The organism is Pseudomonas piscis, assembly GCF_009380155.1.
GTDB lineage: Bacteria > Pseudomonadota > Gammaproteobacteria > Pseudomonadales > Pseudomonadaceae > Aquipseudomonas > Aquipseudomonas piscis.
In genome coordinates this window covers 1,105,276-1,130,179 of sequence record NZ_WHUV01000002.1, presented here as the reverse complement: position 1 = coordinate 1,130,179, position 24,904 = coordinate 1,105,276, and the positions used below count along the sequence as shown (strand labels likewise).

Here is a 24,904-nt window from a genome sequence, read left to right as displayed (position 1 = left end):
TCGATCGCCCCTTTTTTGTCCGGATCAGTTCGGCAGCGGGGTGGGCTGGCCCAGCAGCCAGTCGAGGATATCGTCCCACAGGGGCTGGGCATCGTCGCGGAAGTAACCCATATGGCCATAGGGGCGGGCGCCGGCTGGCGGCTTGAGGTCGAGCCGGGTCATGGGGGCGTTGCAGTAGCCCTTGGCGAAGGCATCCAGCGAGCGCGGCGGGGCCCAGGGATCGTCCACCGAGGTGGCGAACAGGCAGGGTGTGCGTACGCTGGCGTAGAGCTCGGCCAGGTGGGCCATCTGCGGGTCGTCGAAGTAGTAGTGCGGGTATTCGCACCAGCGCTTGAGGTCGCGGTAGACCCCCAGCGGCAGGTCCTCGCCCATGCCCAGGAGGCTCCAGGCCATGTAGCCCTTGTATGCCACCAGCGGTGGCAGGACGAGCTTCCATAGCAGGCGCATTTTCAGCGCCTCGCGCCAGTGCATCCAGCCGCTCCAGCCGGCGCCGCTACCCAGGCTGTAGCAGGCGCTGACGGCCTGGTGGTTGGGTAGCAGGCCGAAGGCGTGGCCGCCGAAGGAGTGCCCGACCCAGTACAAGGGCAGTGCGTCGTGGCGCAGCAGTTCCACGGCCGCTGCCAGGTCCTGGTAGGCCCAGTCCAGGAAGGACATGGCAAACCCCTTGAGGCTCCCGGCGCGGGATTGGCCGATGCCCCGGTAGTCCAGGGTCAGCACGTTGAAACCGCGGCGCGCGGCATGTTCGGCGAAGCGCCGGTAGAAGCGCTGCTGGACACCGGCGGCGCTGGCCAGGAGCAAGTTGCCCCTGGCGGTGCCGATGGCCGGATAGCGCAGGGCGCCCAGGCGATAGCCATCGGCGGCCATCAGGGTCAACGGCTCGCTGCTGGCGGACGGCTGATCGGTACGGACTGCAATGTTCAATACAGGCATCCTTGAGGCAGAGGTTTGGGAGCGGGCCGGGTGGTTCAACGGCCGAGGAACACGGGCTGGCGTTTTTGTAGCATGGCCATCACGCCCTCGCGAGCATCCTCGCTGCGCACCTGCTGCATGAGCTGCGGGTTGAGCTGGGCCAGGGCCGCCTCTTCTCCCTGCTCCAGGGCGAGGAAGGCCGACTGCAAGGTCGCCCTGACTGCCAACGGCGCCGCCTTGGCGATGCGCTCGGCGTAGTCGATGGCCCGGGCCAGCAGGTGTTCAGGGGCCACTACCTCGACCAGCAGGCCCATGTCCAGGGCCGTGGCCGCGTCGAACTCCTCGCCGGTGAGCATGTAGCGCATGGCCCGGGTCCAGCCGGCCACCCGGGGAAAGCGCAGTGTGGCGCCACCGGCCGGGGAGATGCCGCGCAGCACTTCCAGCTGGGCGAAGCGTGCATTGCTGGCGGCGATGGCGATATCGGCATTGAGCAGCAACTCGATGCCGGCGGTCCAGCAGGCGCCCTGTACCGCAATCACCACCGGTTTGCTGCGCCGTGGCCCGATCACGCCCCAGGGATCGATGCCGTCTTCGGGGTAGGCGATGCCGCCACTGGCCAGCTTCGGCGTCAGCTCCATCAGGTCCAGCCCGGCGGTGAAGTGCTCGCCGTGGGCGAACAGCACCGCGCAGCGCAGTTGTTCATCGCGCTCGTATTCGCCCAGGGCCCGGGACAGGTCCTCGAGCATGGCGCTGTCGAAAGCGTTGCGCTTGGTGGCCCGGTCCAGGCCGATCAACAGCACCTGGCCTCGTTGCTCCCGGGTGACCCGACCTGCTGTGCTAGTGGCTTGGTTCATCTTGGCGTTCTCCTGAAATGCGTTGTTGGTTGAGTGAGCGAGCGCCTGGCGAGTTATTGACCAAGCGTTCGGTTATTGAAACTAAACAAACATTCGGTAAACGTCAAATTGAGGCAGGGCCGCTTATACCTTAGAATCACTGGCCGTGATCCCGCCCAGGAATGAGCCATGCGCCCCCCGAAGATTTCCCGCGACGAACTGCTCCAGCGCTGCGCCAGCACCTTCAAGCGCCTGGGGTATCACGGCACGACCATGGATACCCTGGCCGCCGCTTGTGGCCTGACCAAGGCCTCGTTCTATCACCATTACCCGAACAAGGAATCGCTGTTGCGCGATGTGCTGGAGCAGACCCACCAGGTCATCGCCGGGAGCTTGTTCGCCGTGGCTTTCGATGAGCAACTCACCCCGGGCCAGCGCCTGGAAAAGATCGGGCGCAAGTCCATGAAGCTGTTCCAGGATGGGGCCATCGGTTGCCTGATGGGGGTGATCGCGGTGGATGCGACCTATGGCAAGAGCGAGCTGATGCAGCCGATCCGGGCCTTTCTCGATGATTGGGCCAAGGCCCTGGCCCAGTTGTTCGTTGCCCGGTACGAACCGGAGCAGGCGCTGGCCATGGGAAGGCAGTTGGTGGCGGACTACGAAGGGGCGATCTTGCTCGCGCGGATCTATGGCGAGCCGGCCTATATCGAACAGGTGACCCGGCGGGCCCTGGCGAGCCTCGGCGAGGGCCTGTAGCCGCGGCGGCTGCGCACGGGCGCACAGCCGCACAGCCGCCACAGGCCGGGGGTCAGGGAACCGTGGCGATCATGCAGCCCATGTAGCCGGCCTCGTGGTAGATGACCCAGGTCTTGTTGGCCGTGGCAAAGTCCCGCAGACCGTGCTTGGCCACGTCGCTGTATCCCAGGGCCACTGCCCAGCGGGCTTCCACCGGTTCGGTGTACTTGGTCAGTTTGGTGATGTCCTTGCGAGTTTCGGCCAGCAGCCGGTTACCGGCATTGGTGGCGCTCTCGACCTTCAGCTCGATGGCGTAGTCTTCGACGCCCTGGCGCGCCAGGACATCCAGGCGCAGGTCCTGATTGGGCTTCGGATAGGGCACTTCCCGGGCGGCGCTCAGGTGGGCCGCGCGCAACAGCATCAGGAATTCCACCTGGAACCACACTTCCCAGGCGGCTCCGGTACTGATGGCTGCTTCGATGCGGGCGTGGTCGTTGAGGATCAACTGGCTCAATTGGGTGTTTTTCATGGGGCATCGCTCTTTGCAGGGGAGATGCACAGAGGAACGGGACGCAGCAGGGGTTGTGAAGGCCTGGCAGCGGGTTATGAATTGGATATCAAGACGCGCGGCCGTGGAGCGCTCTCCCTGGCGCAGTCAGCAGGAAGAATCGAGATGGACATTGCCCGTTTGTTGCGCAAGCGCCAGTTGAGCGTCCAGGAGCAGAATGCCCTGGATGCCCATTGGATCGAATCCACGGCACGGGCCTGGCAAGAGGGAAACCTGCCGTTGGCGTTGAGTGACTACGCGGCGACTCGCGGGGTGGATTGGTCGTCAAGCATCGTCATCAAGCTTGAAGTGGACTTTCCGGGAATGCCCAGCCTGTTCGGCACTTTGTTGACCCAGGACGAAGGCTTCATCGATTTCGCCATCGAAACCGGTCCCGGGCATCGGCAGGTCGAGTCGGTGGAACGTTGGGAGGACGTCACCGCCAAATGGAACCTGGCCTTGCACAACCGCGGTCGAGGCAAGGGACGAGGGGCGATTGCCCGGCAGGTGAGACGCAGGGTATTGGGGCTGGATGATGACGACTGATTCAGCGAACCGATGGGAAGCCTCTTGACGGTGCCGTTGGCGATCGAGACTTGGCGAACCGACTTGGCCAGGCACCGCCCGAGCACTGCCCTTCAGTCCGCAGGCCTGGCTTGCGCCTGCCCGAGGTTGGCGGCGCCCAGGCAGTAGAACAGCCCGCCGCCGACGACGAACAAGCCCAGCATCCAGAAGATCGCCTGGGGGGGCTGGCTGGCCAGGACCAGGCCGCAGAACATCGGTCCCAGGGCGCCGCCGAGGTTGGACAGGTTCTGTGCGCCGTAGTACAGCCCGCGCAGGTGCTCGGGGGCGATGCAGTCAATGAACATGTACTCGGCGGGAAAGACGATGATTTCGCCCAGGGTGAACACGGCCATGGCCAGCACCCACAGCGCCAGGTTGCTGGCCATGGCGAAGCCGCCGATGCCCAGCAGGAACAGGCCCAGGCCCGTGGCCAGCCACAGGTTCAGGTGCTGGCGCAGGATGCGCCGGCCAATGGCGTACTGCAGGCAGATCACCAACAGTGCGTTGGTGGCCACCAGGGTGCTGATGGTGGTGTAGGCAACCTCAGCCGATGTGGTGATCACCAGGTACTGCGACAGGTAGGCCGAGAACTGGCCGAAGACCACGGCGCTGAGCAGGCCGCCCAGGGTGAAGCAGACCAGGCGGTAGTCCGCCAGCAATTGCTTGCCCAGGGCCAGGAACGCCAGGGGTGGCTGGGCGGGTTCAGTGACGAGCGGGACTCGCTCGCCTCGGGCCAGGTACAGGCAGAAGAACCCGCCACCCAAGGCTGCGGACAGCACGAAGGGCAGGCTGATATCCAGCTTGGCCAGCCCGGCGCCAAGGAACGGGCCGATCGCGTAACCGATGTTGGTCAGGGTGTATTTGATGGAAAACCCCGTGCTGCGCTGGTTTTCCGGGAGCTGCCGGGCAAGGCCGGCCTTGATGGCGATATCGAACACTGCGTAGGCCAGGTTGATCGCCAGCAGGCACAGGTAGAACGACCAGAGGCTGCGGGCGGCGAAGCTACCGACGAAGCCCAGGGTGAATACCGCGCAGCAGTACAGGACCAATCGATGGTTGGCCATCCTGTCCACCAGGAAACCGCCATAGAGGCTCAACACCGATCCGATGATCAGGCTGCTGCCCAGCACCAGGCCGATTTCGGCGACATTCAGCTGGAAGCTGCCTGCCAGGTAGATCACCAGGTAGGGCAGGGTCACCGCCCGGGCCAGCGTCAGCACCAGGGTGCCGGCCAACATCAGGTTGAGGGCCGCCGGATAGTGTTTCAGGGTGTGCAGCATCTGTGCCTCTTGCAGTGATACCGATGGAGTGCTGATCAGCTTACTGTGGAATCTGGTTCTGTTTTATGATGCTTTTTATCGACTGAGGTGAATCAGATTCATTAATAGACAGGATGCCAAATGTTTTCCTCCGAACGCTTGAAGGGTATCGACGTGTTTGTCTGCGTGGCCGACTGTGGCAGCTTCAAGGCGGCCGGCGAACGCTTGAACCTCACGGCGTCGGCCATCAGCAAGGCCATCGCCCGCCTGGAAGCGCGGCTGCAGGCGCGATTGTTCCGGCGTACCACCCGCAGCCTGGCCCTGACCGATGCCGGCCTGGCGTTCTACCGTACTTGCAGTGGCGTGCTGGCCGAACTGGAAGAGGCCGAGCTCGAGCTGCAGGTGCAACAGCATGAGCTGCGCGGCAAGCTGCGCATCGACCTGCCGGGGGCATTCGGCCGGGCCCAGGTCCTGGGGCCGATTCTCGAATTTGCCCGGGAGCATCCGCAGTTGCAGCCCCATGTGACCTTCTCCGAGCATCTGGCCAATCCCATCGAGGCCGGGGTCGATATCGCCGTGCGCTTGGGTGGCCCCGACCTGTGGCCGGCGGAGCTTGGGCATCGGCACCTGGGAACCGAGCAATACCTGTTCTGTGCCGCCCCGGGTTACCTGGCGCAACGTGGCGAACCAGCGGTGATCGCCGACCTGGAGCGACACCAGTGCATCGCCTATGGCTGGGCGGACGGGCGCGTGCACCCCTGGAGCTTCGCCACCGACGAGCCGGGGCAGATCGAGCGCCGGTCGGTTACGGCCAGTTGCGTGGTGGGTGCGGGGGAGGGCTTGCTGATGGCGGTGCTGGGCGGCTATGGCATCGCCCACCTGCCGTCGTGGCTGGTCAAGCGCCAACTGCAGGATGGCAGCCTGGTGGAAGTCTTGCCGCATTTGGCGACCCGGGGGCAGACGATCAACCTGCTATGGATGAAGAGCCGGCAGGGATTGCCCAAGGTCAACGCGATGCTGGAGTTCCTGGCGCGAAGCCTGGAGGAATGAACAATGATGAAGGAACAACGAGGAAGAAAAATGGCAGGGGCGGCTGGATTCGAACCAACGCATGGCAGGATCAAAACCTGCTGCCTTACCGCTTGGCGACGCCCCTGTAGCTGTTGCGACGTTACTTGCTTGAAGTGCCGGTCCGGGGAGGACCGCTGCAAGAACGGGCGCAAATTTAACAACTCGCCGGCGGTTTGGGAAGCCCCCAGCGCAAAAAAAATCGGTTTGAAAACAGCTGCTTAGTCTTGCCCGGGAGTTTTTTCCTCGATTGACACTCAACCCACGAGGTAGGCGTCCTGGGTGTCCTGCAGCGGCCGGGCGTGCTCCAGGGCCCGGCGAATGGCAATGAGCTCCGCACCCGCGAGCACTCGCCGACCAAATTCATAAGTGTTCCCGCCAGGGCCCAGATGCACCGATAACAACCCGCTGACCTGGTCACCGATGATCTCCAGGATCATTTCCATCATGCCTTCGCTGCCGTTGGCGGCGCTCAGGCAAGTCAATCCGCCGACGTCGGCGCGCCCGCACCAGAGGGCTTCATCCCAACTCAGGCAAGCGCCCTGCGGCCTGCCGATGCCGGGCAGGCTCCAGGCCTGCTGGTCCAGCGGCTGGGCCTTGAGGGCCGCCAGCAGTGGGGTGCAGGCCAGGACCTGCAAGGCAAAGCGCTGCCTGCCCCGATGCAGGTCATGCATCGGCTGGGCGGGTGGCTGCTGCGCCCCGCTGACCCTGACCTGCAGCAAGTGGCTGTGGGCCAGTTCCGAAGGTTGTTCGCTCCAGCCGTTGATGTCGCTCACGGGTGGGTGCCAGATCAACTGCAGGGTCTCACCGACCAGCAGCCGATCCTGCGGCTCGAAGAACGCCGAGATGCCCTGGCCTACTTGCGGCAGCAGGTCGCGCAGGCTCAGCGTCGCAGCGCCATAGTCGATGCCCAGGTCCGGTGACCAGAACAGCGGGGAGCAGGTTCTCAGCGAGGCGGGCATGGGGCGATTCGATCCAGGGGACGGGTAGGGGATTGTTCGGCAGCACAGGCGACTTGTCACCTGTTTCGCTCCTGGCGCAGGCGTGGCTGACTCAATCGGCTACACCAACTGGCTCGATGCGACCGTGACAGGTGGCAGCGGCGCACTAGTATAGGGAGCCTTACGCAAGACCTATAAGAACAGCAGAAGGACATACGCATGCGACGCTGGAATGGCTGGGGGGATGCATCCACGGTGGTCGAATTGCCGGCCGAAGGCGCGGGCTTTCTCGCCGAGCGCCTGGGGCCGGGATTCAGGTTGCCGGAAGCTTCCCTGGAACAGGCCCTGGCCCGGGTACCTGCATCGCGGTTGCCGGCCCACCCGCTGTACAGCATCGAGCCCCAGGAGCGGCTGTTGCACGCCCGAGGCCAAAGCCTGGCGGACTGGCTGGCGTTGCGTGAAGGCGAGCTGGGGGTCTATCCGGATGCGGTGGCGTTTCCGGAAAGCGCCGGGCAGATTCGCCAACTGCTGGCCATGGCCGAGGAGCGCGACCTGTGCCTGATCCCCTATGGCGGCGGCACCTCGGTGGCCGGCCACATCAACCCGGCCTGGTCCGAGCGGCCGGTGCTGACGGTGTCCCTGGCGCGCATGAGTCGCCTGCTGGACCTGGATGAAGACAGCCTGCTGGCCACCTTCGGCCCCGGTGCCAGTGGCCCCCAGGTGGAGAGCCAGTTGCGCGCCCGGGGCTACACCCTCGGGCACTTCCCGCAGTCCTGGGAGTTGTCGACCCTCGGCGGCTGGGTAGCCAGCCGTTCCAGCGGCCAGCAATCGCTGCGCTACGGGCGTATCGAGCAATTGTTCGCCGGTGGCACCCTGGAGACCTTCGCCGGACCGATGCCGATCGCCACGTTCCCGGCCTCCGCCGCCGGTCCTGACCTGCGTGAAGTGGTACTGGGCAGCGAAGGGCGCTTCGGGATCATTTCCGAGGTCAAGGTACGGGTCAGCCGCTTGCCGGACGACGAGCGTTTCTACGGGGTGTTCCTGCCGGACTGGACCCAGGCCCTGCAGGCTGTGCGGGTCTTGGCCCAGGCCCGGGTGCCGTTGTCGATGCTGCGCCTGTCCAACGCCGTGGAGACCGAGACCCAACTGGCCCTGGCCGGCCACCCGACGCAGATCGCCTGGCTGGAAAAGTACCTGGCGCTGCGGGGCGCGGGCCAGGGCAAGTGCCTGTTGACCTTCGGCGTAACCGGCAATCGCCGGCAGAACGCCTTGTCCTTGCGCCAGGCGCGCCAGCATTTGAAGGCCTTTGGCGGGGTGTTCACCGGCACCCTGCTGGGCAAGAAGTGGGCGCAGAACCGCTTCCGTTTCCCCTACCTGCGCGAAAGCCTGTGGAATGCCGGTTACCTGGTGGACACCCTGGAAACCGCTACCGACTGGAGCAATGTCGATACCTTGCTGCAACGCATCGAGGACAGCCTGCGCGACGGCCTGGCCGCCGAGGGCGAACAGGTGCATGTGTTCACTCACTTGTCCCACGTCTATGGCGAAGGCTCGAGCATCTACACAACCTACGTGTTCCGTCCGGACCAGCAGTACCCGGCGACCCTGGCCCGCTGGCAGGCGCTCAAGCATGGCGCCAGCCAGACCATCGTCGAGCACCGGGGCACCATCAGCCATCAGCACGGGGTGGGCAAGGACCACGCGCCCTACCTGCCGCTGGAGAAAGGCGCGCTGGCCATGGACACCCTGCAGGCCTTGGGCCGGCACTTCGATCCGGCCGGGCGCCTCAACCCCGGCACCTTGCTGGAGCAGTGAGGCATGGGCCAGGACTGGAACGGCCAATGGCGGCAACAGGCGCTGCCGAGCCTGGCGGCGCAGAGCTGGGACTTGATCGTGATCGGCGGCGGCATCAGCGGCGCCGGGATCCTGCGTGAGGCGGCCCGGCGTGGCTGGCGTTGCCTGTTGCTGGAGCAGCGGGATTTCGCCTGGGGCACCTCCAGCCGGTCTTCGAAGATGGTCCATGGCGGCTTGCGCTACATCGCCAAGGGCCAGTGGCGCCTGACCCGGGACTCGGTGCGCGAGCGCCAGCGCTTGTTGCAAGAGGCTCCCGGGCTGGTGGACCCCATGAGCTTCCTGATGCCCCATTACCTGGGCCAGTTCCCCGGCCCACGGGTGTTCGGCAGTCTGCTGAGCCTCTACGACGCCCTGGCCGGGCGGCGCAACCACAGGTTCCACGATGCCGGGCAGTTGCAGTTCCTGGCGCCTGGGGTCAAGGAACCGGGCCTCTTGGGCGGCACCTGTTTTCTCGACGCCCTGACCGACGATGCGCGGCTGGTGATGCGGGTATTGGCCGAGGCCCGGGCCGATGGCGCCCTGGCGTTGAACGGCGTGCGGGTGACCGGTTTGTTGCGCGAGAAGGGGCGGGTCTGCGGGGTCGAGATCGATGACAGCGAAGGCGGTGCGCCACGCCAGCTGCGCAGCGAGAGCCTGGCGGTGGCCACAGGCGCCTGGGCCGAGCGTTTGCGTCCGGCGGATGCCGGGCGTCAACTGCGGCCGTTGCGTGGCAGCCACTTGTTGCTGCCGGGTTGGCGGCTGCCAGTGGCCCATGCCTTCAGTTTCATGCATGCCGAGGATCGCCGGCCAGTGTTCGTCTTCCCCTGGGAAGGCGCCACCGTGGTCGGTACCACCGACCTGGACCATCGCGAAGACCTGGACCTGAGCGCCAGCATCAGCCAGCAGGAACTGCATTACCTGCTGGCGGCCTGTGCCCAGCAGTTTCCCGAGGCGCGGATCGTTGCCAGCGACGTGCTTTCGACCTGGTCCGGGGTGCGCCCGGTGGTAGCCGCGGGCGGTGCGGACTCCCAGGGCAAGCCCTCCAACGAAACCCGCGAGCATGTGCTGTGGCAGGAGCCGGGATGCGTGACCCTGGCCGGCGGCAAGCTCACCACCTTCCGGCCCCAGGCCATCGAGGTGCTGGCCGCTTGTGGGGCGATGATCGGACGCAGTGTCAGCGACGACGGCGCCCCGGTGTTCGCCCCGGTACCGGCGGTGGAGATTGCCGGGCTCAGCGGCGCCCAGCTACGGCGCCTGGCCGGGCGCCATGGCCGTGACCTGCCGCGGCTGGCGCAGTTGGTGGAGCAGTTGGGCCACGAGTGCGTCGGCGCCAGCGACACCCTGTGGGCCGAACTGGCCTTTGCCGCCGAGGCGGAAATGGTCCTGCACCTGGACGACCTGCTGCTGCGCCGCACGCGCCTGGGCCTGTTGCTGGCCAAAGGCGGTGCCAGCTACCTGCCAGCCATCCGCAACCTGTGCCAGGAGCGCCTGGGCTGGAGCGACGCCCATTGGCAAGCCGAAGAACAGCGTTACCTCGCCCTGTGGCAACGCCACCACAGCTTGCCCAGCACTGATGCCTAAACAAGAGAGCCCCATGGATAATCACAACAACAAGCGGGACTACCTGCTGGCTATCGATAACGGAACCCAGAGCGTGCGCGCGCTGCTGTTCGACCTTCAGGGCAACCTGATCGGCAAGGGCAAGGTGGAGCTGGAGGCCTACTACTCGACCCAGCCCGGTTGGGCCGAACAGGACCCGGACTACTACTGGGCCAAGCTCGGCGAAGCCTGCCAGATCCTCTGGCAGCAGACCGGCATCGACCGTTCGCAGATCCGCGGGGTGTCCCTGACCACCCAGCGCGGCACCCTGATCAACGTCGATGCCCAGGGGCGGGCGCTGCGCCCGGCGATCCTCTGGCTGGACCAGCGCCAGGCCGAACTCGAGGGCCAGCTCAAGGGGCCCTGGAGCTGGCTGTTCAAGCTGATTGGCGCCGAGGCCACGGTGGATTACTTCCGCGCCCAGGCCGAAGCCAACTGGGTGGCGCAGAAGCAGCCGGACATCTGGGCCGCCACCGACAAGTTCCTGCTGTTGTCGGGGTTTCTCACCCATCGCCTGACCGGCAATTTCGTCGACTCGGTGGGGTGCTGCGTGGCCTACCTGCCGTTCGACTACAAGCGCCTGCGCTGGGCCGCCCCCAGCGATTGGAAATGGCAGGCCCTGGCGGTACGCCGCGAACAACTGCCGACCCTGCACAAGCCTGGTGAAACCCTGGGTCGGATCACCGCCGAGGCCAGTCGCCACACCGGCATTCCCGAGGGCCTGCCGCTGATTGCCGCGGGAGCCGACAAGGCCTGCGAGGTGCTGGGTTCCGGGGTCCAGGATTCCACCACGGCCTGCGTCTCCTACGGCACCACGGCCACCATCACCACCACCCGCTCGCGTTACCTGGAGGTGGTGCCGCTGATTCCGCCGTATCCGGCAGCGGTGCCGGATCACTACAACTGCGAGGTGATGATCTTCCGTGGCTATTGGATGGTCAGCTGGTTCAAGCAGCAGTTCGGCCTGCGCGAGGTGCAGCAGGCGGCGGAGCAGGGGCTGGAGCCGGAACAGTTGTTCGACGCCCTGGTCCAGGCAGTGCCGCCGGGGTCCATGGGCCTGACCCTGCAACCCTACTGGTCGCCGGGTATCCGTGAGCCGGGGATGGAGGCCAAGGGCGCGATGATCGGTTTCGGCGACGTGCACACCCGGGCGCATATCTACCGGGCGATCCTCGAGGGCCTGGCCTACGCCCTGCGCCAGGGCATGGAGCGCATGGAGAAACGCTCGAAGCTCAAGATCACCCGCCTGCGGGTGGCCGGTGGCGGTTCCCAGAGCGATGCGGCGATGCAACTGACCGCCGATATCTTCGGCCTGCCGGTGGAGCGCCCGCATGTCTACGAGGCCTCGGGACTGGGCGCGGTGATCGCCTGCGCGGTGGGGTTGGGGCTGTACCCGGACTTTTCCACGGCCATCAGCGCCATGACCCGGGTCGGCGCGGTATTCGAGCCCCAGCCCCAGGCCCGGCAGATGTACCAGCGGCTGTACAGCCAGGTGTATTTGCGCATGTATCGCCAGCTCAAGCCGCTGTACCAGAGCATTCGCGAGATCACCGGTTATCCGGCCTGAGATCGGCCCCGGCGGCGGCAAGCGGGGCTGGCTCCAGGGGGAGGGCGTTTGCTGCTAAGGTGGCGTCTTTCCCCTGCTGCATGATCCCTGATGCATGGCGAAGCCATCGCCGTGCCGGCCGCCCCTGGAGTCCGAGATGCCGCTGACCTGCCTGCTGCGCTGCAATGACCTGTCCCGCACCCGTGAGCATTACCAGCGGATACTCGGCTTCGCCGTCAGCGATGGCGCGGAGTCGACGCTGTTGGTGCAGTTGCAGGACTGTCGACTGACGTTCACCGAGCAGGACCTGTGGGGCAGCGCCCCGGGTTGTACCGGGACCCTGTATTTCGCCCTGGAGGATGTGCAGGCCTATTTCGATTCGATCAAGGAGCGGGCCGATATTGCCTGGCCCCTGCAGGACATGCCCTACGGCACTCGCGAGTTCGGCATCCGCGACTGCAACGGCTACTACCTGGCGTTCATGCAGGGCCAGCCGGTTCCGGGCTGATCCGGTCCGGGCAGGCGGGCGTCGAGGCTCGCCTGCCACCGCTCCATGCTCCCTCGCGCCAGGTCGCGCCCGCGTCCTGGCAAAAAAAGCCAAATCGGCCTGTGTTCTCTTCGTTCCTTCCTGCGTCGCAACCTTCATTGTCCATTGCCCACGCCGGAGTCGTACCGATGCTTTCGCCCAGAACCCTGCCCACCACTTTGTTGGGCCTGGCCCTTGCCTGTCCGGCCATGGCCGAGCCCGGGGGCCTGGAACTGGCTCCGGCGCAGGTCCTGGGACAAGGCCAGGAGGACGCCGGGCAGGGGGCTGAAGAAGCCCGGGCGCGGCTGGCCCAGGTTCCCGGCGGGAGCAACCTGGTACAGATGAGCCGGCCATTGCAGGGCCGGGTGGCCAGCAACCAGGACGTGCTGGCCTACCAGCCAGGGGTCTATGCCCAATCGGCGGGCAACGAAGGGGTGAAGATCTCGATCCGTGGCTCGGGCATCAACCGTGCCCCCGGGGCCCACGCCTCGGGGCTCTACACCATGCTCGACGGCCTGCCCCTGACCGGCCCCGGCGGTACCCCCTACGAGTTGCTGGAGCCACTGTGGGTCGACCGCGTGGAGGTGCTACGCGGGGCCAACGGTTTCGACCGCGGCGCCTTGGCCCTGGGCGGCGCCATCGACTACATCAGCCATACCGGCTACGACGCGCCGCTGTTGCAGGTGCGCTACGTCACCGGCAGCCACGGTTACCAGCAGCGCCAGGTCAGTTCCGGGCAAGTGCTGGGGGACTTCGACTACTACGTCTCGCTGACCGATTCCAATGCCGACGGCTACCAGCGCCATACCGCCAGCGACAGCCGGGGAGTCATGGCCAACTTTGGCTATCGCTTGAACCCGAACCTGGAAACCCGTTTCTACCTGCGCTACCGGCAGACCGACAACGACCTGGCCGGGCGGGTGACCAAGCATTCCATCGAGCATTCCCCCAGGGCGGCCAACCCGGCCTATGTGTCCCGGGACGACCGGCGCAAGCAGCCTGGCAGTACCTTCGTCGGCAACAAGACCACCTGGTATATCGATGACGATTCGAGCCTGCAGGCCGGCCTGGTCTACCACGACTACCCCATGGACCTGCGCGAAGGCCCCAACCGCCTGAAGGTGGCCTACAGCGATGTCAGCGGCACCCTCGACTACAAGCGCCGCGACACCCTCTGGGGCCTGGAGAGCCGCAGCACCCTGGGCCTGCGGGTGACCAAGCACCTGCCTAACGACGGCGCCAGCGAGTTCGTGCGTATCCCCACCGGCAATACCAGTGGTTACGCACCGGGCACGCGGATGCGCAATTTCACCTACCAGGGTTCGGACAGCGTCGTGCATTTCAGCAATGATCTGGAGATCGCCGACGACCTGTGGCTGACCACCGGCCTGGCGGCCATCTACACCCGCCGCGAGAGTGCAGTGACCTATCCCGAGGGCGGCGGCAAGACCAGCCTCGGCGACTGGGACTATGCCCCGCGCCTGGGCTTGCGCTACCAGTTGAACCGCGATGTGCAGCTGTTCGGCAACCTCAGCCGTTCGGTGGAGGCGCCGCATCCCTGGTCGCTGATCTATAGCTCCAACATTCGCTTCCCGACCGGCAGCGGCGTCGCCACGGGAACCCAGCGCGACCCGATCAAGCTGCAGAACCAGACCGCCACCACCCTGGAGCTGGGTGGCCGTGGCGACAGTCTCCTGGGCCAGTGGAGCCTGGCCTGGTACTACGCCCAGGTTCGTCATGAGCTGTTGTCGGTATGGCCGGATGCCAACGCCACCATGCCTTATGAACTCAACGCCAGCCCCACGGTGCACCAGGGGGTGGAGGCCAGCCTGGAGAGCGAGCTATGGTCGCGGCCCGGAGTAGGGCGCCTGGGCCTGCGCCAGGCCTACACCTTCAGCGACTTCCACTACCGCGACGATCCACGCTTTGGCGGCAACCGCCTGCCGGGCCTGCCGATGCACTACTACCAGGGCGAGTTGCGCTACGACTGGCCGCAGGGCTTCTTCGCCGCCGTCAACACCCAGCTGGTGTCCAAGGTGGCGGTGGACTACGCCAACAGCTACTACGCCGACCCCTATGCGCTGTTCGGCGCGAGCCTGGGCTACAACGCACCGAAGAACGACTGGCAGGCCTGGGTCGACCTGCGCAACCTGACCGGCCAGCGTTATGCCGCCACCGTCACCCCGGGCTACGACGACAAGGGCCAGGATGCCGCCCGTTCGACCCCGGGTGAGGGCATGGGGGTGTATGTCGGGATGTCCTGGAGCCTGCGCTAAGGCCGATGGTTGTGCCGGTCGCGACGGCGTGCCGTGTCAGTTGCGAAAGTACAGCTCGTCCAGTTGCCGCCGGCGTATCGCCAGGTACTCCTCCCAGACCTTGGGGAAATCCTCGTCCCGGGTCAGGGGGAAGGTCAGGTAGATGAACTTGCCGATCACCCGGATGTACTGGCGCTCACGCTTGAAGGTCGGTTGTTCGCAGACCGAGATGCTTTCATCGTAGCCAGGATGGTGGTGGTAGATGTTCACCCGGTGCGGGGCAAGCATGGACCGGGCGAAGTCCAGCACCCAGCCGTGGTCCGGCCCCATGGCCAGGTAGCCCTGGGTGCCGTCCTCGGAGAGGCTGATGCAGGAGCGGGCCTGGGCGCCATCTTCGTCGTTGACCAGCACAATCTGGCTGTCGAAGTAACCGATACGCTGTTGCCCGGGGCCTTCCAAGAGCAGGCTCCAGCCTTCGGCGCCCATGCGAAATTCGCCACGGTAGGTGAACCGGGCAGTCCAGCCGTTGGCCAGGGGAACATGGTGGTTGTTCATCGGTGTCCTAGGGGCAAAAGGGTCGGCAGTAGGGTACAGGGCGCCAGCGAGGTTTGACGAGGCCGGACTGTTGGTGCCGGGGCGCACATCCATTAGCATGGCCGCCGCGCAATTTCAGGAGAACCACCATGCACGCAGGGGACCTGCAACGGATCTACGACTTGCTGGCCGGATTGCTGCGAGCGATCCAGGGCGGCGAATCCAGTGCTTTGGCGCAGTACGGCATCAGCACCGCGATTTATGAGGAAGTGCTCGAGGAACTCGAGGCTGGCGCGGCTTGCCTGGCCAGCCTCGCGCTACCCGACTGGGAGATGGCGCTGGCGCCCGACAGGAGCGGGCGAGTGGACTTTGACTGCTACCCGACCCAGCAGCCGGGCACGCTGCGGGTGACGTGCCGGCTGTGGTCCGCAGGCCGGCCCGGCGAGCTGAGCCTGACGGCCGACCATTGCCCAGGCCAGGCCGCTTCGCCGCTGCAGTTCAGGCTGCTGGAGGTGCAGTAGCCGCCACGGCTCAAGGTCGTGTTCGATAAGGCTATCTAGCTTGCCCCGAGTGCTTTACATTCGCCGCCCTGACGAATGGACGTCAGGCCAGGTGTGAGAGTTGATCGGGAGGATCAGGCCGTTATGCACAGATTTGCACACATGATCGATGACCAGTGGGTCGAGCACAGTTACCCGCCGGTCTTCGAGATCGCGCCCTTCAACGGCGGCGAGCGGGTGGTGGCCGGCGTGCCGGGGTCCGATCCGCAGGTGTTGCTCAGCCTGGCCCGCTGCCTCACCCAGCCGCTGCTGTTGCTGTTCGTGTTGCACACCAGCCGCGAAGACGTGCCGGTAGGCCGCTACATGAGCCCGATGTTGTCCCTGGCCGAGGTCGCGGACTTCATCGATGAGTTCAAGCCATTGCTATGTGGCGACAGCCGCTTCGATTTCTGGGTGCACTCGCCCGAAGATCAGGCCACGGTGGTCTGGGACCGGCACAACCTGATCTACGCCTACGGCCCGCTGGAAAGTTATGCCAGCGCTCTGTACGGCCTGGGGTTCGGCCATGGCGAAGCGCAGATTCCGGTGCCCCACATGCATTACTACCATCCGCAACTGGATGAGCTGTGCAGGCAGTTGATCGCGCGGTTCGACTGGCAGCATTCGCCACTGCAACCCGTGGATGAGCAGTGAGGTCTTGAGCGGTCAGGAATGAGGATCGGGGCCATGGCGGCCCCGATTGCGTTTTTTGCGTTACTGCACGGCCAGCTTGGGCGTGCGCGGCGGCACCAGGCGCTTGCTGCCGGTGGACTCGTAGGCCGAGGCCAGGCGCAGCAGGTTCGCATCGTCATAGGCCCGGCCGGCGAAGGTCAGGCCCACCGGCATGCCGATGTCCGCCATCACGCCCATGGGCACGGTGACGGTGGGTACGCCCAGGTGGCGGATGGCGAGGTTGCCGTTGGCCACCCAGATGCCATTGCTCCAGGCGATGTCCGCCGATTGCGGGTTGATGTCCGCATCCGCCGGGCCGACGTCGGCGACGGTGGGGAACAGCACCGCGTCCAGCCCTTGGGCGTCCATCCAGTCTTCCAGGTCGAGCTTGCGGGTCTGCTCCAGGCCGCGCAGGCCGTCGGCCAGGGTGGCGATCTGGTCCCAGGTCTTGAGGCCGCGCTTGGCCATGTTGACGTACTCGTCCATGCCCGCCGCCAGGTCATCCTCGCGATTGGGCAGGGTGCCCGGGTCATGGGGGAAGATCTGTGGTCCGTCGACATCGGCCAGGCGGTTGAGCTTGGGGTCGTCGTTGGCCCGCAGGAAGTCGTCGAAGGCCCAGCCCGAGAGCTCCCACAGCTCGTCATGGAGGAATTCCTTGCTGACGATGCCGCGATTGAACACGGTGGGCGCGCCGGGGCGGTCGCCTTCGCAGTTGGATACCAATGGGAAGTCCACTTCCAGCACCTCGGCGCCAGCGGCTTCCAGGGCCTGGCGCGCCTGGCGCCAGAGCTCGATCACCGACTCGCGGGTGGCGATGCGCTGGCCGGTGGGGCCGCCGATGCCCGGCTTGGCGCTGGTGCCAGCCTCGGCGTCGGCATTGATGTACATGCGCGGCACGCCGAAGCGCTTGCCCTTGAGGGCCCCGGCATCGGCCGCCAGCTGCGGGTAGGAAGCGGGACGCACGCTGGCCACGGCCGGGATCGGCACCCAGGGCTGCAGGCGCCACAGGTCACCGCGCTTATCCGGGTCTTCGGCGACTACCACGTCCAGCACTTCCAGCAGGTCGGCCATGGTCCGGGCGTAAGGCACTACCACGTCCATGGTCGGGGTCAGCGGCCAGTTGCCGCGCACCGAGATCACCCCTCGCGAGGGGGTGTAGGCGCAGAGGCCGTTGTTGGAGGCCGGGCCCCGGCCGCTGGACCAGGTTTCCTCGGCCAGGCCGAAGGCGCTGAAGCTGGCGGCGGTGGCGGTGCCGGCGCCGTTGGACGAGCCGGAGGCGAAGGGCGCGGTCAGGTACTGGGCGTTGTAGGGGCTTTCGGCGCGGCCATAGACCCCGCGCTGCATACCGCCGTTGGCCATGGGCGGCATGTTGGTCTTGCCCAGGCAGATGGCGCCGCCGGCGCGCAGGCGCTCGATGGTGAAGGCGTCGCGCTGGGCCACCAGGTCCTTGAAGGCCGGGCTGCCGGACGCGGCGGTCAGGCCCTTGACCAGGTAGCTGTCCTTGGCGGTGTAGGGAATACCGTCCAGTGGCCCGAGGAGCTGGCCCTTGGCGCGGCGGGCATCAGAGGCTTGTGCTTCCTCCAGCGCCTCGGGATTGCGCACCACCACGGCGTTGAGGGCGGTGGCAGTGGCGGGGCCGTCGTAGGCATCGATCCGCGCCAGGTAGGCCTGGACCAGTTCCACGGCGGTGGTCTGGCCGGACTCGAGGGCGGCACGCAGTTGGGCAATGGAGACTTCGGTGACTTCGATCATGCGGGTTCTCGTGGTACGGCTTGGCGCGGCAAGGGTTGAGTCGGGGCTTGGGTTGATGCCAGTCAGTCAAGCGAGGTGATCCACTCGTAGGAGCGCAGCTTGCTCGCGATGGTCGTGAACGGTAGCGCCTGTTTACTGGGTAAACCCAGCGCTCTGAAGTCCATCGCGGGCAAGCTGCGCTCCTACCCTTTACTTGACTGATCGGCATTGGGGCTTGGGGGCCTTTTTAGCACCAAGTGCCCGTCAGCGGAATCTCCGCTCGATCGCAGGTGCGCACTTTGGGCCAAAAGACCGGGTCATCTGGCATGTGGGTCGATATGGGCCTTTACCCGCCAGTCATCCTGGCCGGCCTGGGGAATCGGCTGGCCGACAAAACGATAGCTGCCCAGGTTCTGGAGGATGGTTTGGTCCAGGGACGTGTCGCCGGAGCTTTCCAGCAGCTTGAGCCGCGGCTCAGCGGAGCCGGGCACGAACTGCACCTCGACCACCACGGGCTTTACATCAGGTCCGAGCTTGAGCTTGCCGAGCGTTCGGTGCTGGAGCAGTCGCAGCTTGAGGCTGAGCCGGCTCCTGGCTGAGGCGGTCCAGACCTGGTTGTACCGCGCTTGTTGCTCGGCATTGAGCTCCAGGCCCTGGTCACGCAGCCGGTCGATGCCTTTCCAGGCAGCGTCGCCGCTCTGCTTGAGAACGCTGAAGTACATCTGCTGCGCGCCTGGAAGATCCTGCGGGCCGCCTTTGCCTTCTTCCATCAACCTGGCCAGGGCCAGGATACTTTCCTTGCTCCCCACCGCCGCGGCACGCTGGTAGTGATCCCTGGCCAGGAGGTAGTCGGCCTCTTGTTCGTCCAGGCGCCCGAGATGGTGGTAGGCCCTTGGGTTTGTCTGGGCTTGCGAGAGATACAGGGCTTTGGCCCGGGCAGTATCCTGCGCGACTCCATGACCGCGTTCGTACAGGGTGGCCAGCAGGGTCTGGCACATCGGATTGCCGGCTTCGCCCTGGCGGCGGATATAGTCGAGCATCTCCCGGGAGATGGTCTCCTGGTCGCGGTAGTGCCAGCAGCGCAGGCTGACCATGGAATCGTTCTGGGCGTTGGGGCCGCTCTGGCAGCCACCAAGCAGGCTGCCGAGCAGCAGTAAGGCAAGGATCTTGTTCATGGCAGGATTGGGTTGAATAAGCCCAGGTAGTCCAGGGTCGTGGTGCCCTGTAGGGCAGGTTGCTGATCATCCAGCGCGGCGCTGGCGACGAGAATGAAATGGCTATGGTCGCCGGCGATTTGCGAATGCAGTCGTTGGCGCTCGGCTTCGCTGCTGATCAGCGATTCCAGGTAGCGCGGGTATTCTCCCCGGGGCAGCAGTTCGATGAAGTCCGAGTCCAGGTGCAGGCCCAGCTCTTGCGCCAGGCGCCAGGAAGGATTGCTGTCCTCCCAGGCCTGGTATTGAGCATCACTGGCCTCAGGGCCGGGTTCGGCTTCCCATTGCTCGAAGGCGAACAGCTCGGCCTCGGCGTGGCTGGCGAAGCGGGCGGCAAACAGATGAAAGGTGAAGAACGACGGCTGTTCCGACATCGACGGGCTCCTGGCTGGCTCAGATCACGCTGGCGCGTTGCAGATGGCTGACATGGCCCAGGCCGGCGGCCTCCAGCCGGGCGACCAGGTCCTGGCGGGCCTGGGCGCCGCCATTGCGCACGTAGTCCAGTTCCGAGGCGGTGATCAGCACCACCGGTACCAGGAGCACCGGCGACAGCGGCATGTCGGCCACGGTGGTGGGGAAGCTGGCCGCGGGGCCGCCGATCAACACCCCGGCGCAGTCATCGGCGCTGACGAAATGCGCGGGCAATTGTTCGCTCATGGAGCGGGACTGGCTGACCCCGGGCAATTCCAGGGAGAGCACGCCATGACGCTCCAGCCGCGGGCGATACCCCCCGGCATTGGCCACCGTCGCCGCCACGCAGCGCAGCAGCTCGAAGCACCAGCTGGCGGCGAAGGGGTGCACTTCGCCCAGTGGCCCCTGGGCGTGGGCGGGAATGTCCGGGGTATCGATGAACAACTCCATTTCGAAGCCGTTGCCCAGGTCTTCGCCTTCGACGCCATCGAACGGATCGGACAGGCCCTCGGTGGCGAGGATGATGCTGTGGGGGCGACGCACGATGCGATAGGCCTGGCGCGTCGAGGGCCAGTCAGGGCCACCGGTGAAACTGGGGCTGACGGCGAAACCCAGGACGTCTTGCTCACAGGTCCCTATGGCTTGCCAGTGGCGGTCCAGGCTGGCGGCGCCGGCGTCGAGCAGGGCGATCAGTGCCTGTTCTTCGGCGCTGGGCTCATAAGGCGTCGGGGCCGGGCTGGAGCCTTCGGGTTCGCTCTGGGGGTGGGCTTCTTGGCGGGTGGCGGCAGGTGTCTTGAAGGCGTTGAGCAGTTTGTGCAGGAGGTTCAACGGGCGGTCCTTGCTGGCATTGGATTTGTTCGAGGGCGTTGGCCGGGGCGCATTGTGCCGGGTTGGCGAGGGCCTGGAAACCTGTAGCGAGGGGCATTTTCCTTGATGGCGGACGTTCCTGGGTAGCGGATATTTACTATTCGCCGGTGCCCGGTATATTCGCCAGCACCATTCACGACAGCCAAGAGGGCGTGTCGTTTCGACAAGGATGTCCCATGGGAAAAGCCTATTTTCGCAGCGTTATTTCGGCCCTGGTTCTCGGCGCAGGGGCAAGCACCTCGGTGGCGGCCCCGGAGCCCGGGATCTACCTGTACAACTGGTTCGGCCTCATTGCGCCAGAGACGCCCAAGGAGTTCGAGCAGGAAGCGGGTATCCGCCTGCACATGGACGCCTTTGACAGCGCCGACATCATGCAGAGCAAGGTCATGGCCGGGCGTACGGGCTACGACCTGGTGGTGGCGACCTCCAATGTGTTGCCCAGCCTGATCCAGGCGGGCGTCTTGCAACCTCTGGATCGCGGCCAGCTGGACAACCTGTCCCATGTCGATCCGGACATCCTGGCCCAGCTCGCGGTCAACGATCCCGGTAACCGCTACGCCGTGCCCTATCTCTGGGGCACCACCGGCATCGGATATGACGTGGACAAGGTCCGGGCTGCCCTGGGTGATGAGGCGCCGGTTAACAGCTGGGACCTGATCTTCAAGGAAGACAACATCAGCAAGCTAAAGTCCTGCGGCGTGGCCATGCTGGACTCTCCCAGCGAGATCATTTCGATCGCCTTGAACTACCTCGGGCTCCCGAGCAATAGCAAGAACCCGGACGATTACCAGAAGGCCCAGGCCCTGCTGCTGAAGATCCGCCCCTATATCCTGTATTTCGACTCATCGCGGATCGACGCCGACCTGGCTGGCGGCAATATCTGCGTGGTCGTCGGCTGGGCCAATGGCGCTCTCGCGGCGCAGGCGGCCAACGACAAGGCCAATACCGGACGCAAGATCAGCTACAGCCTGCCCCGCGAAGGCGCGTTGGTCTGGTCGGAGAACCTGGTGCTGTTGAAGGATGCTCCCCATCCACGGCAAGCGCTGGCATTCATCAACTACATGTTGCGCCCGGAGGTCATCGCCAAGACCTCGAATCACACGCTGTATCCCAATGCCAACAAGGACGCGGCCGAGTTTGTCGAGCAGGCATTGCGTGACAACCCATGGATCTATCCGGACAAGCCAACCCTGGCCACGCTGGTTCCGCTGGAACCCTTGCCGCTGAAGCTGGAGCGCATCCGCACCCGGGTCTGGAGCAAAGTCAAAAGCGCTATCTGAAGAGGCTCTGCGCTTTGTCCGGGAACGCGTGCCCCGGCTGTGCTCGCTGCTGGCCGGGAGTTCTGCGCCTTCGAGTGGGCAGCGGGCGAGGCTTGCAAGCGCAGGCCAAGGTGGACGGGGTAGAGGAGGCGCGCCAGTATCTGCGCCTGTGCACGGGGTGATCACGATCATGAGAGCAAGCAATGCAACCGCAAGACTCGGTCAAGCCAGCGCAGTGGAACGTTTATTACGAGCACCATCGTGATCGTCCGGCATCGGCGCTTCTGCAAGCCGCGATCGAGCTTGCGCAGCCTCTGCCGCGCTCCAGGCAGGCCATCGATCTGGGCTGCGGCTCTGGTAACGCGACCCGTGCCCTCATGGCAGCAGGCTGGGATGTCCTGGCCATTGACCAGGAGCCAGCGGCAATTGCAATGACCAGGGCCATCAGCGCGGACTATCCAGGCAACCAGCTGGCTGCCGTGGTGCAAAGGTTCGAGGCGCTGGCGACACTGCCGGGCGCAGCATTGATCCATGCCGGCATGTCGATGCCATTTTGTCATCCTGGGCATTTTGAGGAGTTTTGGGCCACTGTCCGGGCGGCCCTGTTACCGGGCGGTATCTTCGTGGGGCAGTTCTTTGGCGATAGAGACGGCTGGGCGAGCGATCCTTCGAGGACTTTTCACTCCGAGCCAGAGGTTCGTGCCTTGTTTTCCGACTTCGCCTTGATCAATTTCGAGGTCCATGAGTACGACGGCCCCAGTCTGCGCGGAACCAAGCATTGGCACCGGTTCGATGTCATCGGCCAACGGCCTGTGCGGCATGTTGAAACTGTCGGTCTCGCAAAGGTGGGCTCGCCCTCGAGCGAAGCTTGAGCACTCCGTGCCCGGCGACCGATGCCGGGACCAATATCAAGGGAAAATGAATGTCGCTGATTTCGCAACGTGTCGAACTGGCCCGCCAGGGCGCCAATGACAAGGTGATTTGCCGGATGCCTTCGGGCTGGGCGGTCATGGGGGATGTGCAGTTCCTGCCGGGTTACTGCCTGCTGTTGCCGGACCCGGTGGTGCCTAGCCTGAACGACCTCGATACCCAGGCCCGGACCGCTTACCTGCTGGACATGGCGCGTCTTGGCGATGCGGTGCTGGAGGCCACCGGGGCGTTGCGCATGAACTACGAGATCCTCGGCAATTCGGAGCCGGAGCTGCATTGCCATCTCTTTCCCCGCTATGCCTCGGAGCCGGAGGACAAGCGTCGCATGCCGGTCTGGTTCTACGACTGGAAAACCGCCGTTGCCTATGCCGAGGCGGAGCATGGTGCGTTGCGTGAGCGCATAGCCCGCCTGTTGCAAACGACCAGCTGAGGTTCGCGCCGGCAGGTCAGTGCGCTGAGTGTCGGTGATAGACGGGAAACGTCAGGCCGGTGATGGTCACTGTGGTCCTCGCGACGAGGACGCTGGCGATCTCGTTGATGACCAGCTCCAGTGCGCTGGTATTGGGGAACAGTGCATACAGCAGTTCGAAGTAGAGGTAGTCCTTGATCAGCTCGGCTGCCAGTTGCGGCTGGTTCGCCAGCAGATTCTCGAACTTCGGGTAGTCCAGTCGCTGCAATTGCACGATGTCGGCAAAACCCTGAGCCAGGTCGTCTTCCCGGCACTGGCTAATGAACCCATCGGCGCATTGGATAAAGCCCTGGGCCAGCTCCCAATGGTTTATCAGCAGCTCAAAGGGGGTTGTCTCAAGGGATGTAGCTTCGCCGAAACCCAGGCTCCGATAGCCGACCCGCCGAGGCTCGATGAGCTTGCCTGCCGAAGTGAACTTCATGGGTGGGTTCCGGTTTTGCCAGTGGAAGGTCGGCCTGCGCCAGCGTCGAGCGGGCCGGCCTGGCCAGGGATCGCGCTGGCAGCCCAGTCGCTGCCGCTGGCGAGCAGGGCGATACCGGGCCGGGGCCGCAGCTCGACGGCGCTATTTACGCTGGCCTGGCTGGCTTCGGTGCGGTTGGCCAGTTGCGCGGGGCTGAAGTGAAGTTCGTCCATGTTGCCGAGTAGTCCTGGGGGTTGCGCGAGTCTACTCCGCCACCAGCAAAAAGCTACGGCGCCCCACCTGTGTAGCCGCTGTCGAGCCTGCGACCGGTCGCGCAGCGGCCGTAGAACCTCGACCCACCTGACCCACTGCCAGGGTGCCCGCTGCGCGGTCATGGGCAGCCTGCGGCAGCGGTTACACGGGGCTGCGACCCACCGCGCAGCGGCCGCAGGACCCCGACCCACCGTGCCACCTGGCGGACGGCTTCAGGCCGCTGCCCAGCTTGTGAATGAAGCTTTTATGACAAAAGTTCGGTAGCACATCGCCACGCACGTCTTGGGTATGTAACGCGCTTGAGGGGGCCGCCAGGCCACTTTTTTAAGCCGAGGCGGGACGCCGGGAGTGAGGCTATGGGGACTATGGAACGCTACTCGAAAGTGGGCATGCAGGAGCTGGACCAGCGGTTGTCGAAGATCGTCGAGGCGGCGCGCAAGAAGCCGGTCTCGGTCTATCGCTATGGGGCGCCGTGGGTCTGGATCGTCTCCCAGGATGACTGGCAGGGCGCCTTGAAGGAGGTGTCCAGCTACATCCCGCCAGGGCACTCGCTGGTGCTGTTGCGCCCGCAGATCGAAGAGCTGCTGGACCGCCATGCCGAGTTGTTCGAGACCCTCAATGCCGAGGCCGGCCTGTGCATCGCCCCACGCACGGTGATGCACATCCTGTTGCTGCAGCTTTTGTACTCGGTGCCCAGCGAACAGCAGCTCTACGAACAGCTGAACTACAACCTGCTGTTCCGCTGGTTCGTCGGCCTGGGCCTGAACCAGAAGGTCTGGAGCTTCAGTGTCCTGAGCCGCGATATCGCCGCGCTGTTGAACAACCCTCGGGCGGTGCACCTGATCCACAAGATCATCGGTGAAGTGTTCTGCAAAGCCTTGCTGCAGATGCCGGAGTTCTCGCTGAACTTCGCGCTGCTGCATACCTGGCTGGCACGTCACGACAATACCTCGATCACCAGCAATTGAATCGGCCAAACGCTGTGCAGACGGC

The 24,904-nt window shown here is 65.3% G+C and carries 26 protein-coding genes and 1 tRNA gene; 14 read left to right on the top strand and 13 right to left on the bottom strand.

The window, feature by feature from the left end:
* Nucleotides 1-24 precede the first annotated feature (24 nt).
* Together GDH07_RS15090 and GDH07_RS15085 are read right to left on the bottom strand one after the other, a co-directional pair.
* Nucleotides 25-864, bottom strand: coding sequence for an alpha/beta hydrolase family protein (locus GDH07_RS15090; protein WP_246195990.1), 840 nt, complete (start codon nt 862-864; stop codon nt 25-27).
* Nucleotides 865-965: 101 nt separating this feature from the next.
* The gene (locus GDH07_RS15085) at nt 966-1,763 is read right to left on the bottom strand and encodes a crotonase/enoyl-CoA hydratase family protein (protein ID WP_152898050.1); all 798 of its coding nucleotides are present in this window, start codon (nt 1,761-1,763) and stop codon (nt 966-968) included.
* Between the two features lie 168 nt (nt 1,764-1,931).
* Here GDH07_RS15085 and GDH07_RS15080 point away from each other — a divergent pair, with 168 nt between their 5' ends.
* Nucleotides 1,932-2,498: a TetR/AcrR family transcriptional regulator gene (locus GDH07_RS15080; protein WP_085598287.1), complete on the top strand. Its 567-nt coding sequence runs from the start codon at nt 1,932-1,934 to the stop codon at nt 2,496-2,498.
* Nucleotides 2,499-2,550: 52 nt separating this feature from the next.
* Here the strand turns inward: GDH07_RS15080 and GDH07_RS15075 are convergent, their stop codons facing one another.
* Nucleotides 2,551-3,006, bottom strand: coding sequence for a hypothetical protein (locus GDH07_RS15075; RefSeq protein WP_022644122.1), 456 nt, complete (start codon nt 3,004-3,006; stop codon nt 2,551-2,553).
* A gap of 144 nt (nt 3,007-3,150) precedes the next feature.
* Here GDH07_RS15075 and GDH07_RS15070 point away from each other — a divergent pair, with 144 nt between their 5' ends.
* The gene (locus tag GDH07_RS15070; protein WP_152898049.1) at nt 3,151-3,570 is read left to right on the top strand and encodes a hypothetical protein; all 420 of its coding nucleotides are present in this window, start codon (nt 3,151-3,153) and stop codon (nt 3,568-3,570) included.
* 92 nt (nt 3,571-3,662) lie between these two features.
* Here the strand turns inward: GDH07_RS15070 and GDH07_RS15065 are convergent, their stop codons facing one another.
* Nucleotides 3,663-4,868, bottom strand: a complete 1,206-nt coding sequence (locus tag GDH07_RS15065) for an MFS transporter (RefSeq protein WP_152898048.1) — start codon at nt 4,866-4,868, stop codon at nt 3,663-3,665.
* Between the two features lie 120 nt (nt 4,869-4,988).
* On the opposite strand from GDH07_RS15065, the gene GDH07_RS15060 reads away from it, so the two are divergent.
* The gene (locus GDH07_RS15060; RefSeq protein WP_152898047.1) at nt 4,989-5,897 is read left to right on the top strand and encodes a LysR family transcriptional regulator; all 909 of its coding nucleotides are present in this window, start codon (nt 4,989-4,991) and stop codon (nt 5,895-5,897) included.
* A gap of 31 nt (nt 5,898-5,928) precedes the next feature.
* Here GDH07_RS15060 and GDH07_RS15055 read toward each other — a convergent pair.
* Nucleotides 5,929-6,003 (bottom strand) — tRNA-Gln (locus GDH07_RS15055).
* Nucleotides 6,004-6,172: 169 nt separating this feature from the next.
* Complete coding sequence (locus tag GDH07_RS15050; RefSeq protein WP_152898046.1) at nt 6,173-6,877, bottom strand: hypothetical protein; 705 nt, start codon at nt 6,875-6,877, stop codon at nt 6,173-6,175.
* A 198-nt stretch (nt 6,878-7,075) separates the two neighbouring features.
* On the opposite strand from GDH07_RS15050, the gene GDH07_RS15045 reads away from it, so the two are divergent.
* The 5 genes from GDH07_RS15045 to GDH07_RS15025 all read left to right on the top strand — a co-directional run bounded on the left by GDH07_RS15045 (nt 7,076) and on the right by GDH07_RS15025 (nt 14,636).
* Entirely contained in the window at nt 7,076-8,671 is a 1,596-nt protein-coding gene (locus tag GDH07_RS15045) for an FAD-binding oxidoreductase (protein WP_022644128.1), read from the top strand.
* A gap of 3 nt (nt 8,672-8,674) precedes the next feature.
* Nucleotides 8,675-10,270: a glycerol-3-phosphate dehydrogenase/oxidase gene (locus tag GDH07_RS15040; protein WP_152898045.1), complete on the top strand. Its 1,596-nt coding sequence runs from the start codon at nt 8,675-8,677 to the stop codon at nt 10,268-10,270.
* Nucleotides 10,271-10,283: 13 nt separating this feature from the next.
* Nucleotides 10,284-11,855: an FGGY-family carbohydrate kinase gene (locus tag GDH07_RS15035; protein WP_152898044.1), complete on the top strand. Its 1,572-nt coding sequence runs from the start codon at nt 10,284-10,286 to the stop codon at nt 11,853-11,855.
* A 94-nt stretch (nt 11,856-11,949) separates the two neighbouring features.
* On the top strand, nt 11,950-12,342 hold the full coding sequence (locus GDH07_RS15030) for a VOC family protein (RefSeq protein WP_246195957.1): 393 nt from the start codon (nt 11,950-11,952) through the stop codon (nt 12,340-12,342).
* A gap of 167 nt (nt 12,343-12,509) precedes the next feature.
* Complete coding sequence (locus GDH07_RS15025; protein WP_152898043.1) at nt 12,510-14,636, top strand: TonB-dependent receptor family protein; 2,127 nt, start codon at nt 12,510-12,512, stop codon at nt 14,634-14,636.
* Between the two features lie 36 nt (nt 14,637-14,672).
* Here GDH07_RS15025 and GDH07_RS15020 read toward each other — a convergent pair whose 3' ends face one another.
* Nucleotides 14,673-15,170, bottom strand: coding sequence for a hypothetical protein (locus GDH07_RS15020; protein ID WP_152898042.1), 498 nt, complete (start codon nt 15,168-15,170; stop codon nt 14,673-14,675).
* A 128-nt stretch (nt 15,171-15,298) separates the two neighbouring features.
* On the opposite strand from GDH07_RS15020, the gene GDH07_RS15015 reads away from it, so the two are divergent.
* The gene (locus tag GDH07_RS15015; RefSeq protein ID WP_152898041.1) at nt 15,299-15,670 is read left to right on the top strand and encodes a hypothetical protein; all 372 of its coding nucleotides are present in this window, start codon (nt 15,299-15,301) and stop codon (nt 15,668-15,670) included.
* Between the two features lie 123 nt (nt 15,671-15,793).
* On the top strand, nt 15,794-16,342 hold the full coding sequence (locus GDH07_RS15010; RefSeq protein ID WP_228022286.1) for a hypothetical protein: 549 nt from the start codon (nt 15,794-15,796) through the stop codon (nt 16,340-16,342).
* A 60-nt stretch (nt 16,343-16,402) separates the two neighbouring features.
* On the opposite strand, the gene GDH07_RS15005 is transcribed toward GDH07_RS15010, so the two are convergent.
* From GDH07_RS15005 to GDH07_RS14990, 4 genes are all read right to left on the bottom strand, one after another.
* Nucleotides 16,403-18,112: an amidase gene (locus GDH07_RS15005; RefSeq protein WP_152898040.1), complete on the bottom strand. Its 1,710-nt coding sequence runs from the start codon at nt 18,110-18,112 to the stop codon at nt 16,403-16,405.
* A gap of 296 nt (nt 18,113-18,408) precedes the next feature.
* A complete protein-coding gene (locus GDH07_RS15000; protein WP_152898039.1) occupies nt 18,409-19,266 on the bottom strand; it encodes a tetratricopeptide repeat protein in 858 nt (285 codons plus the stop codon).
* Nucleotides 19,263-19,676 (bottom strand): hypothetical protein, encoded by a 414-nt coding sequence (locus GDH07_RS14995; protein ID WP_152898038.1) that lies wholly within the window; start codon nt 19,674-19,676, stop codon nt 19,263-19,265. Before GDH07_RS14995 ends, GDH07_RS15000 begins: the two co-directional genes overlap by 4 nt.
* Before the next feature lie 19 nt (nt 19,677-19,695).
* Entirely contained in the window at nt 19,696-20,541 is an 846-nt protein-coding gene (locus tag GDH07_RS14990; protein ID WP_022642174.1) for a suppressor of fused domain protein, read from the bottom strand.
* Nucleotides 20,542-20,756: 215 nt separating this feature from the next.
* Between GDH07_RS14990 and GDH07_RS14985 the strand changes: the two genes are divergently transcribed.
* The 3 genes from GDH07_RS14985 (at nt 20,757) to GDH07_RS14975 (ending at nt 23,199) form a co-directional block, all read left to right on the top strand.
* Nucleotides 20,757-21,860: an extracellular solute-binding protein gene (locus GDH07_RS14985; protein ID WP_152898037.1), complete on the top strand. Its 1,104-nt coding sequence runs from the start codon at nt 20,757-20,759 to the stop codon at nt 21,858-21,860.
* A gap of 182 nt (nt 21,861-22,042) precedes the next feature.
* A complete protein-coding gene (locus GDH07_RS14980) occupies nt 22,043-22,711 on the top strand; it encodes a class I SAM-dependent methyltransferase (protein ID WP_152898036.1) in 669 nt (222 codons plus the stop codon).
* 50 nt (nt 22,712-22,761) lie between these two features.
* A complete protein-coding gene (locus tag GDH07_RS14975; RefSeq protein WP_053129134.1) occupies nt 22,762-23,199 on the top strand; it encodes an HIT family protein in 438 nt (145 codons plus the stop codon).
* A 16-nt stretch (nt 23,200-23,215) separates the two neighbouring features.
* On the opposite strand, the gene GDH07_RS14970 is transcribed toward GDH07_RS14975, so the two are convergent.
* Both GDH07_RS14970 and GDH07_RS14965 read right to left on the bottom strand, forming a co-directional pair.
* Nucleotides 23,216-23,659 carry a hypothetical protein gene (locus GDH07_RS14970; RefSeq protein ID WP_152898035.1) on the bottom strand — a complete coding sequence of 148 codons (444 nt, stop codon included), beginning with the start codon at nt 23,657-23,659 and terminating at the stop codon, nt 23,216-23,218.
* Nucleotides 23,656-23,871: a hypothetical protein gene (locus GDH07_RS14965; protein WP_152898034.1), complete on the bottom strand. Its 216-nt coding sequence runs from the start codon at nt 23,869-23,871 to the stop codon at nt 23,656-23,658. The genes GDH07_RS14970 and GDH07_RS14965 overlap by 4 nt, the downstream gene beginning before the upstream one ends.
* Before the next feature lie 405 nt (nt 23,872-24,276).
* On the opposite strand from GDH07_RS14965, the gene GDH07_RS14960 reads away from it, so the two are divergent.
* Entirely contained in the window at nt 24,277-24,879 is a 603-nt protein-coding gene (locus GDH07_RS14960; protein WP_053129140.1) for a transposase, read from the top strand.
* Nucleotides 24,880-24,904 lie beyond the last annotated feature (25 nt).

Excerpts from the sequence above, each read along its gene's own strand:
- GDH07_RS15060 (WP_152898047.1), top strand. The coding sequence starts at position 4,989 with ATGTTTTCCTCCGAACGCTTGAAGGGTATCGACGTGTTTGTCTGCGTG.
- GDH07_RS15010 (WP_228022286.1), top strand. The coding sequence starts at position 15,794 with ATGCACAGATTTGCACACATGATCGATGACCAGTGGGTCGAGCACAGT.
- GDH07_RS15015 (WP_152898041.1), top strand. The coding sequence starts at position 15,299 with ATGCACGCAGGGGACCTGCAACGGATCTACGACTTGCTGGCCGGATTG.
- GDH07_RS15050 (WP_152898046.1), bottom strand. The coding sequence starts at position 6,877 with ATGCCCGCCTCGCTGAGAACCTGCTCCCCGCTGTTCTGGTCACCGGAC.
- GDH07_RS14975 (WP_053129134.1), top strand. The coding sequence starts at position 22,762 with ATGTCGCTGATTTCGCAACGTGTCGAACTGGCCCGCCAGGGCGCCAAT.
- GDH07_RS14995 (WP_152898038.1), bottom strand. The coding sequence starts at position 19,676 with ATGTCGGAACAGCCGTCGTTCTTCACCTTTCATCTGTTTGCCGCCCGC.
- GDH07_RS14985 (WP_152898037.1), top strand. The coding sequence starts at position 20,757 with ATGGGAAAAGCCTATTTTCGCAGCGTTATTTCGGCCCTGGTTCTCGGC.
- GDH07_RS15005 (WP_152898040.1), bottom strand. The coding sequence starts at position 18,112 with ATGATCGAAGTCACCGAAGTCTCCATTGCCCAACTGCGTGCCGCCCTC.
- GDH07_RS15065 (WP_152898048.1), bottom strand. The coding sequence starts at position 4,868 with ATGCTGCACACCCTGAAACACTATCCGGCGGCCCTCAACCTGATGTTG.
- GDH07_RS15085 (WP_152898050.1), bottom strand. The coding sequence starts at position 1,763 with ATGAACCAAGCCACTAGCACAGCAGGTCGGGTCACCCGGGAGCAACGA.
- GDH07_RS15000 (WP_152898039.1), bottom strand. The coding sequence starts at position 19,266 with ATGAACAAGATCCTTGCCTTACTGCTGCTCGGCAGCCTGCTTGGTGGC.
- GDH07_RS15080 (WP_085598287.1), top strand. The coding sequence starts at position 1,932 with ATGCGCCCCCCGAAGATTTCCCGCGACGAACTGCTCCAGCGCTGCGCC.
- GDH07_RS15025 (WP_152898043.1), top strand. The coding sequence starts at position 12,510 with ATGCTTTCGCCCAGAACCCTGCCCACCACTTTGTTGGGCCTGGCCCTT.
- GDH07_RS15040 (WP_152898045.1), top strand. The coding sequence starts at position 8,675 with ATGGGCCAGGACTGGAACGGCCAATGGCGGCAACAGGCGCTGCCGAGC.
- GDH07_RS14960 (WP_053129140.1), top strand. The coding sequence starts at position 24,277 with ATGGAACGCTACTCGAAAGTGGGCATGCAGGAGCTGGACCAGCGGTTG.
- GDH07_RS15035 (WP_152898044.1), top strand. The coding sequence starts at position 10,284 with ATGGATAATCACAACAACAAGCGGGACTACCTGCTGGCTATCGATAAC.
- GDH07_RS15070 (WP_152898049.1), top strand. The coding sequence starts at position 3,151 with ATGGACATTGCCCGTTTGTTGCGCAAGCGCCAGTTGAGCGTCCAGGAG.
- GDH07_RS15045 (WP_022644128.1), top strand. The coding sequence starts at position 7,076 with ATGCGACGCTGGAATGGCTGGGGGGATGCATCCACGGTGGTCGAATTG.
- GDH07_RS15030 (WP_246195957.1), top strand. The coding sequence starts at position 11,950 with ATGGCGAAGCCATCGCCGTGCCGGCCGCCCCTGGAGTCCGAGATGCCG.
- GDH07_RS14970 (WP_152898035.1), bottom strand. The coding sequence starts at position 23,659 with ATGAAGTTCACTTCGGCAGGCAAGCTCATCGAGCCTCGGCGGGTCGGC.
- GDH07_RS15020 (WP_152898042.1), bottom strand. The coding sequence starts at position 15,170 with ATGAACAACCACCATGTTCCCCTGGCCAACGGCTGGACTGCCCGGTTC.
- GDH07_RS15090 (WP_246195990.1), bottom strand. The coding sequence starts at position 864 with ATGGCCGCCGATGGCTATCGCCTGGGCGCCCTGCGCTATCCGGCCATC.
- GDH07_RS14980 (WP_152898036.1), top strand. The coding sequence starts at position 22,043 with ATGCAACCGCAAGACTCGGTCAAGCCAGCGCAGTGGAACGTTTATTAC.
- GDH07_RS15075 (WP_022644122.1), bottom strand. The coding sequence starts at position 3,006 with ATGAAAAACACCCAATTGAGCCAGTTGATCCTCAACGACCACGCCCGC.
- GDH07_RS14965 (WP_152898034.1), bottom strand. The coding sequence starts at position 23,871 with ATGGACGAACTTCACTTCAGCCCCGCGCAACTGGCCAACCGCACCGAA.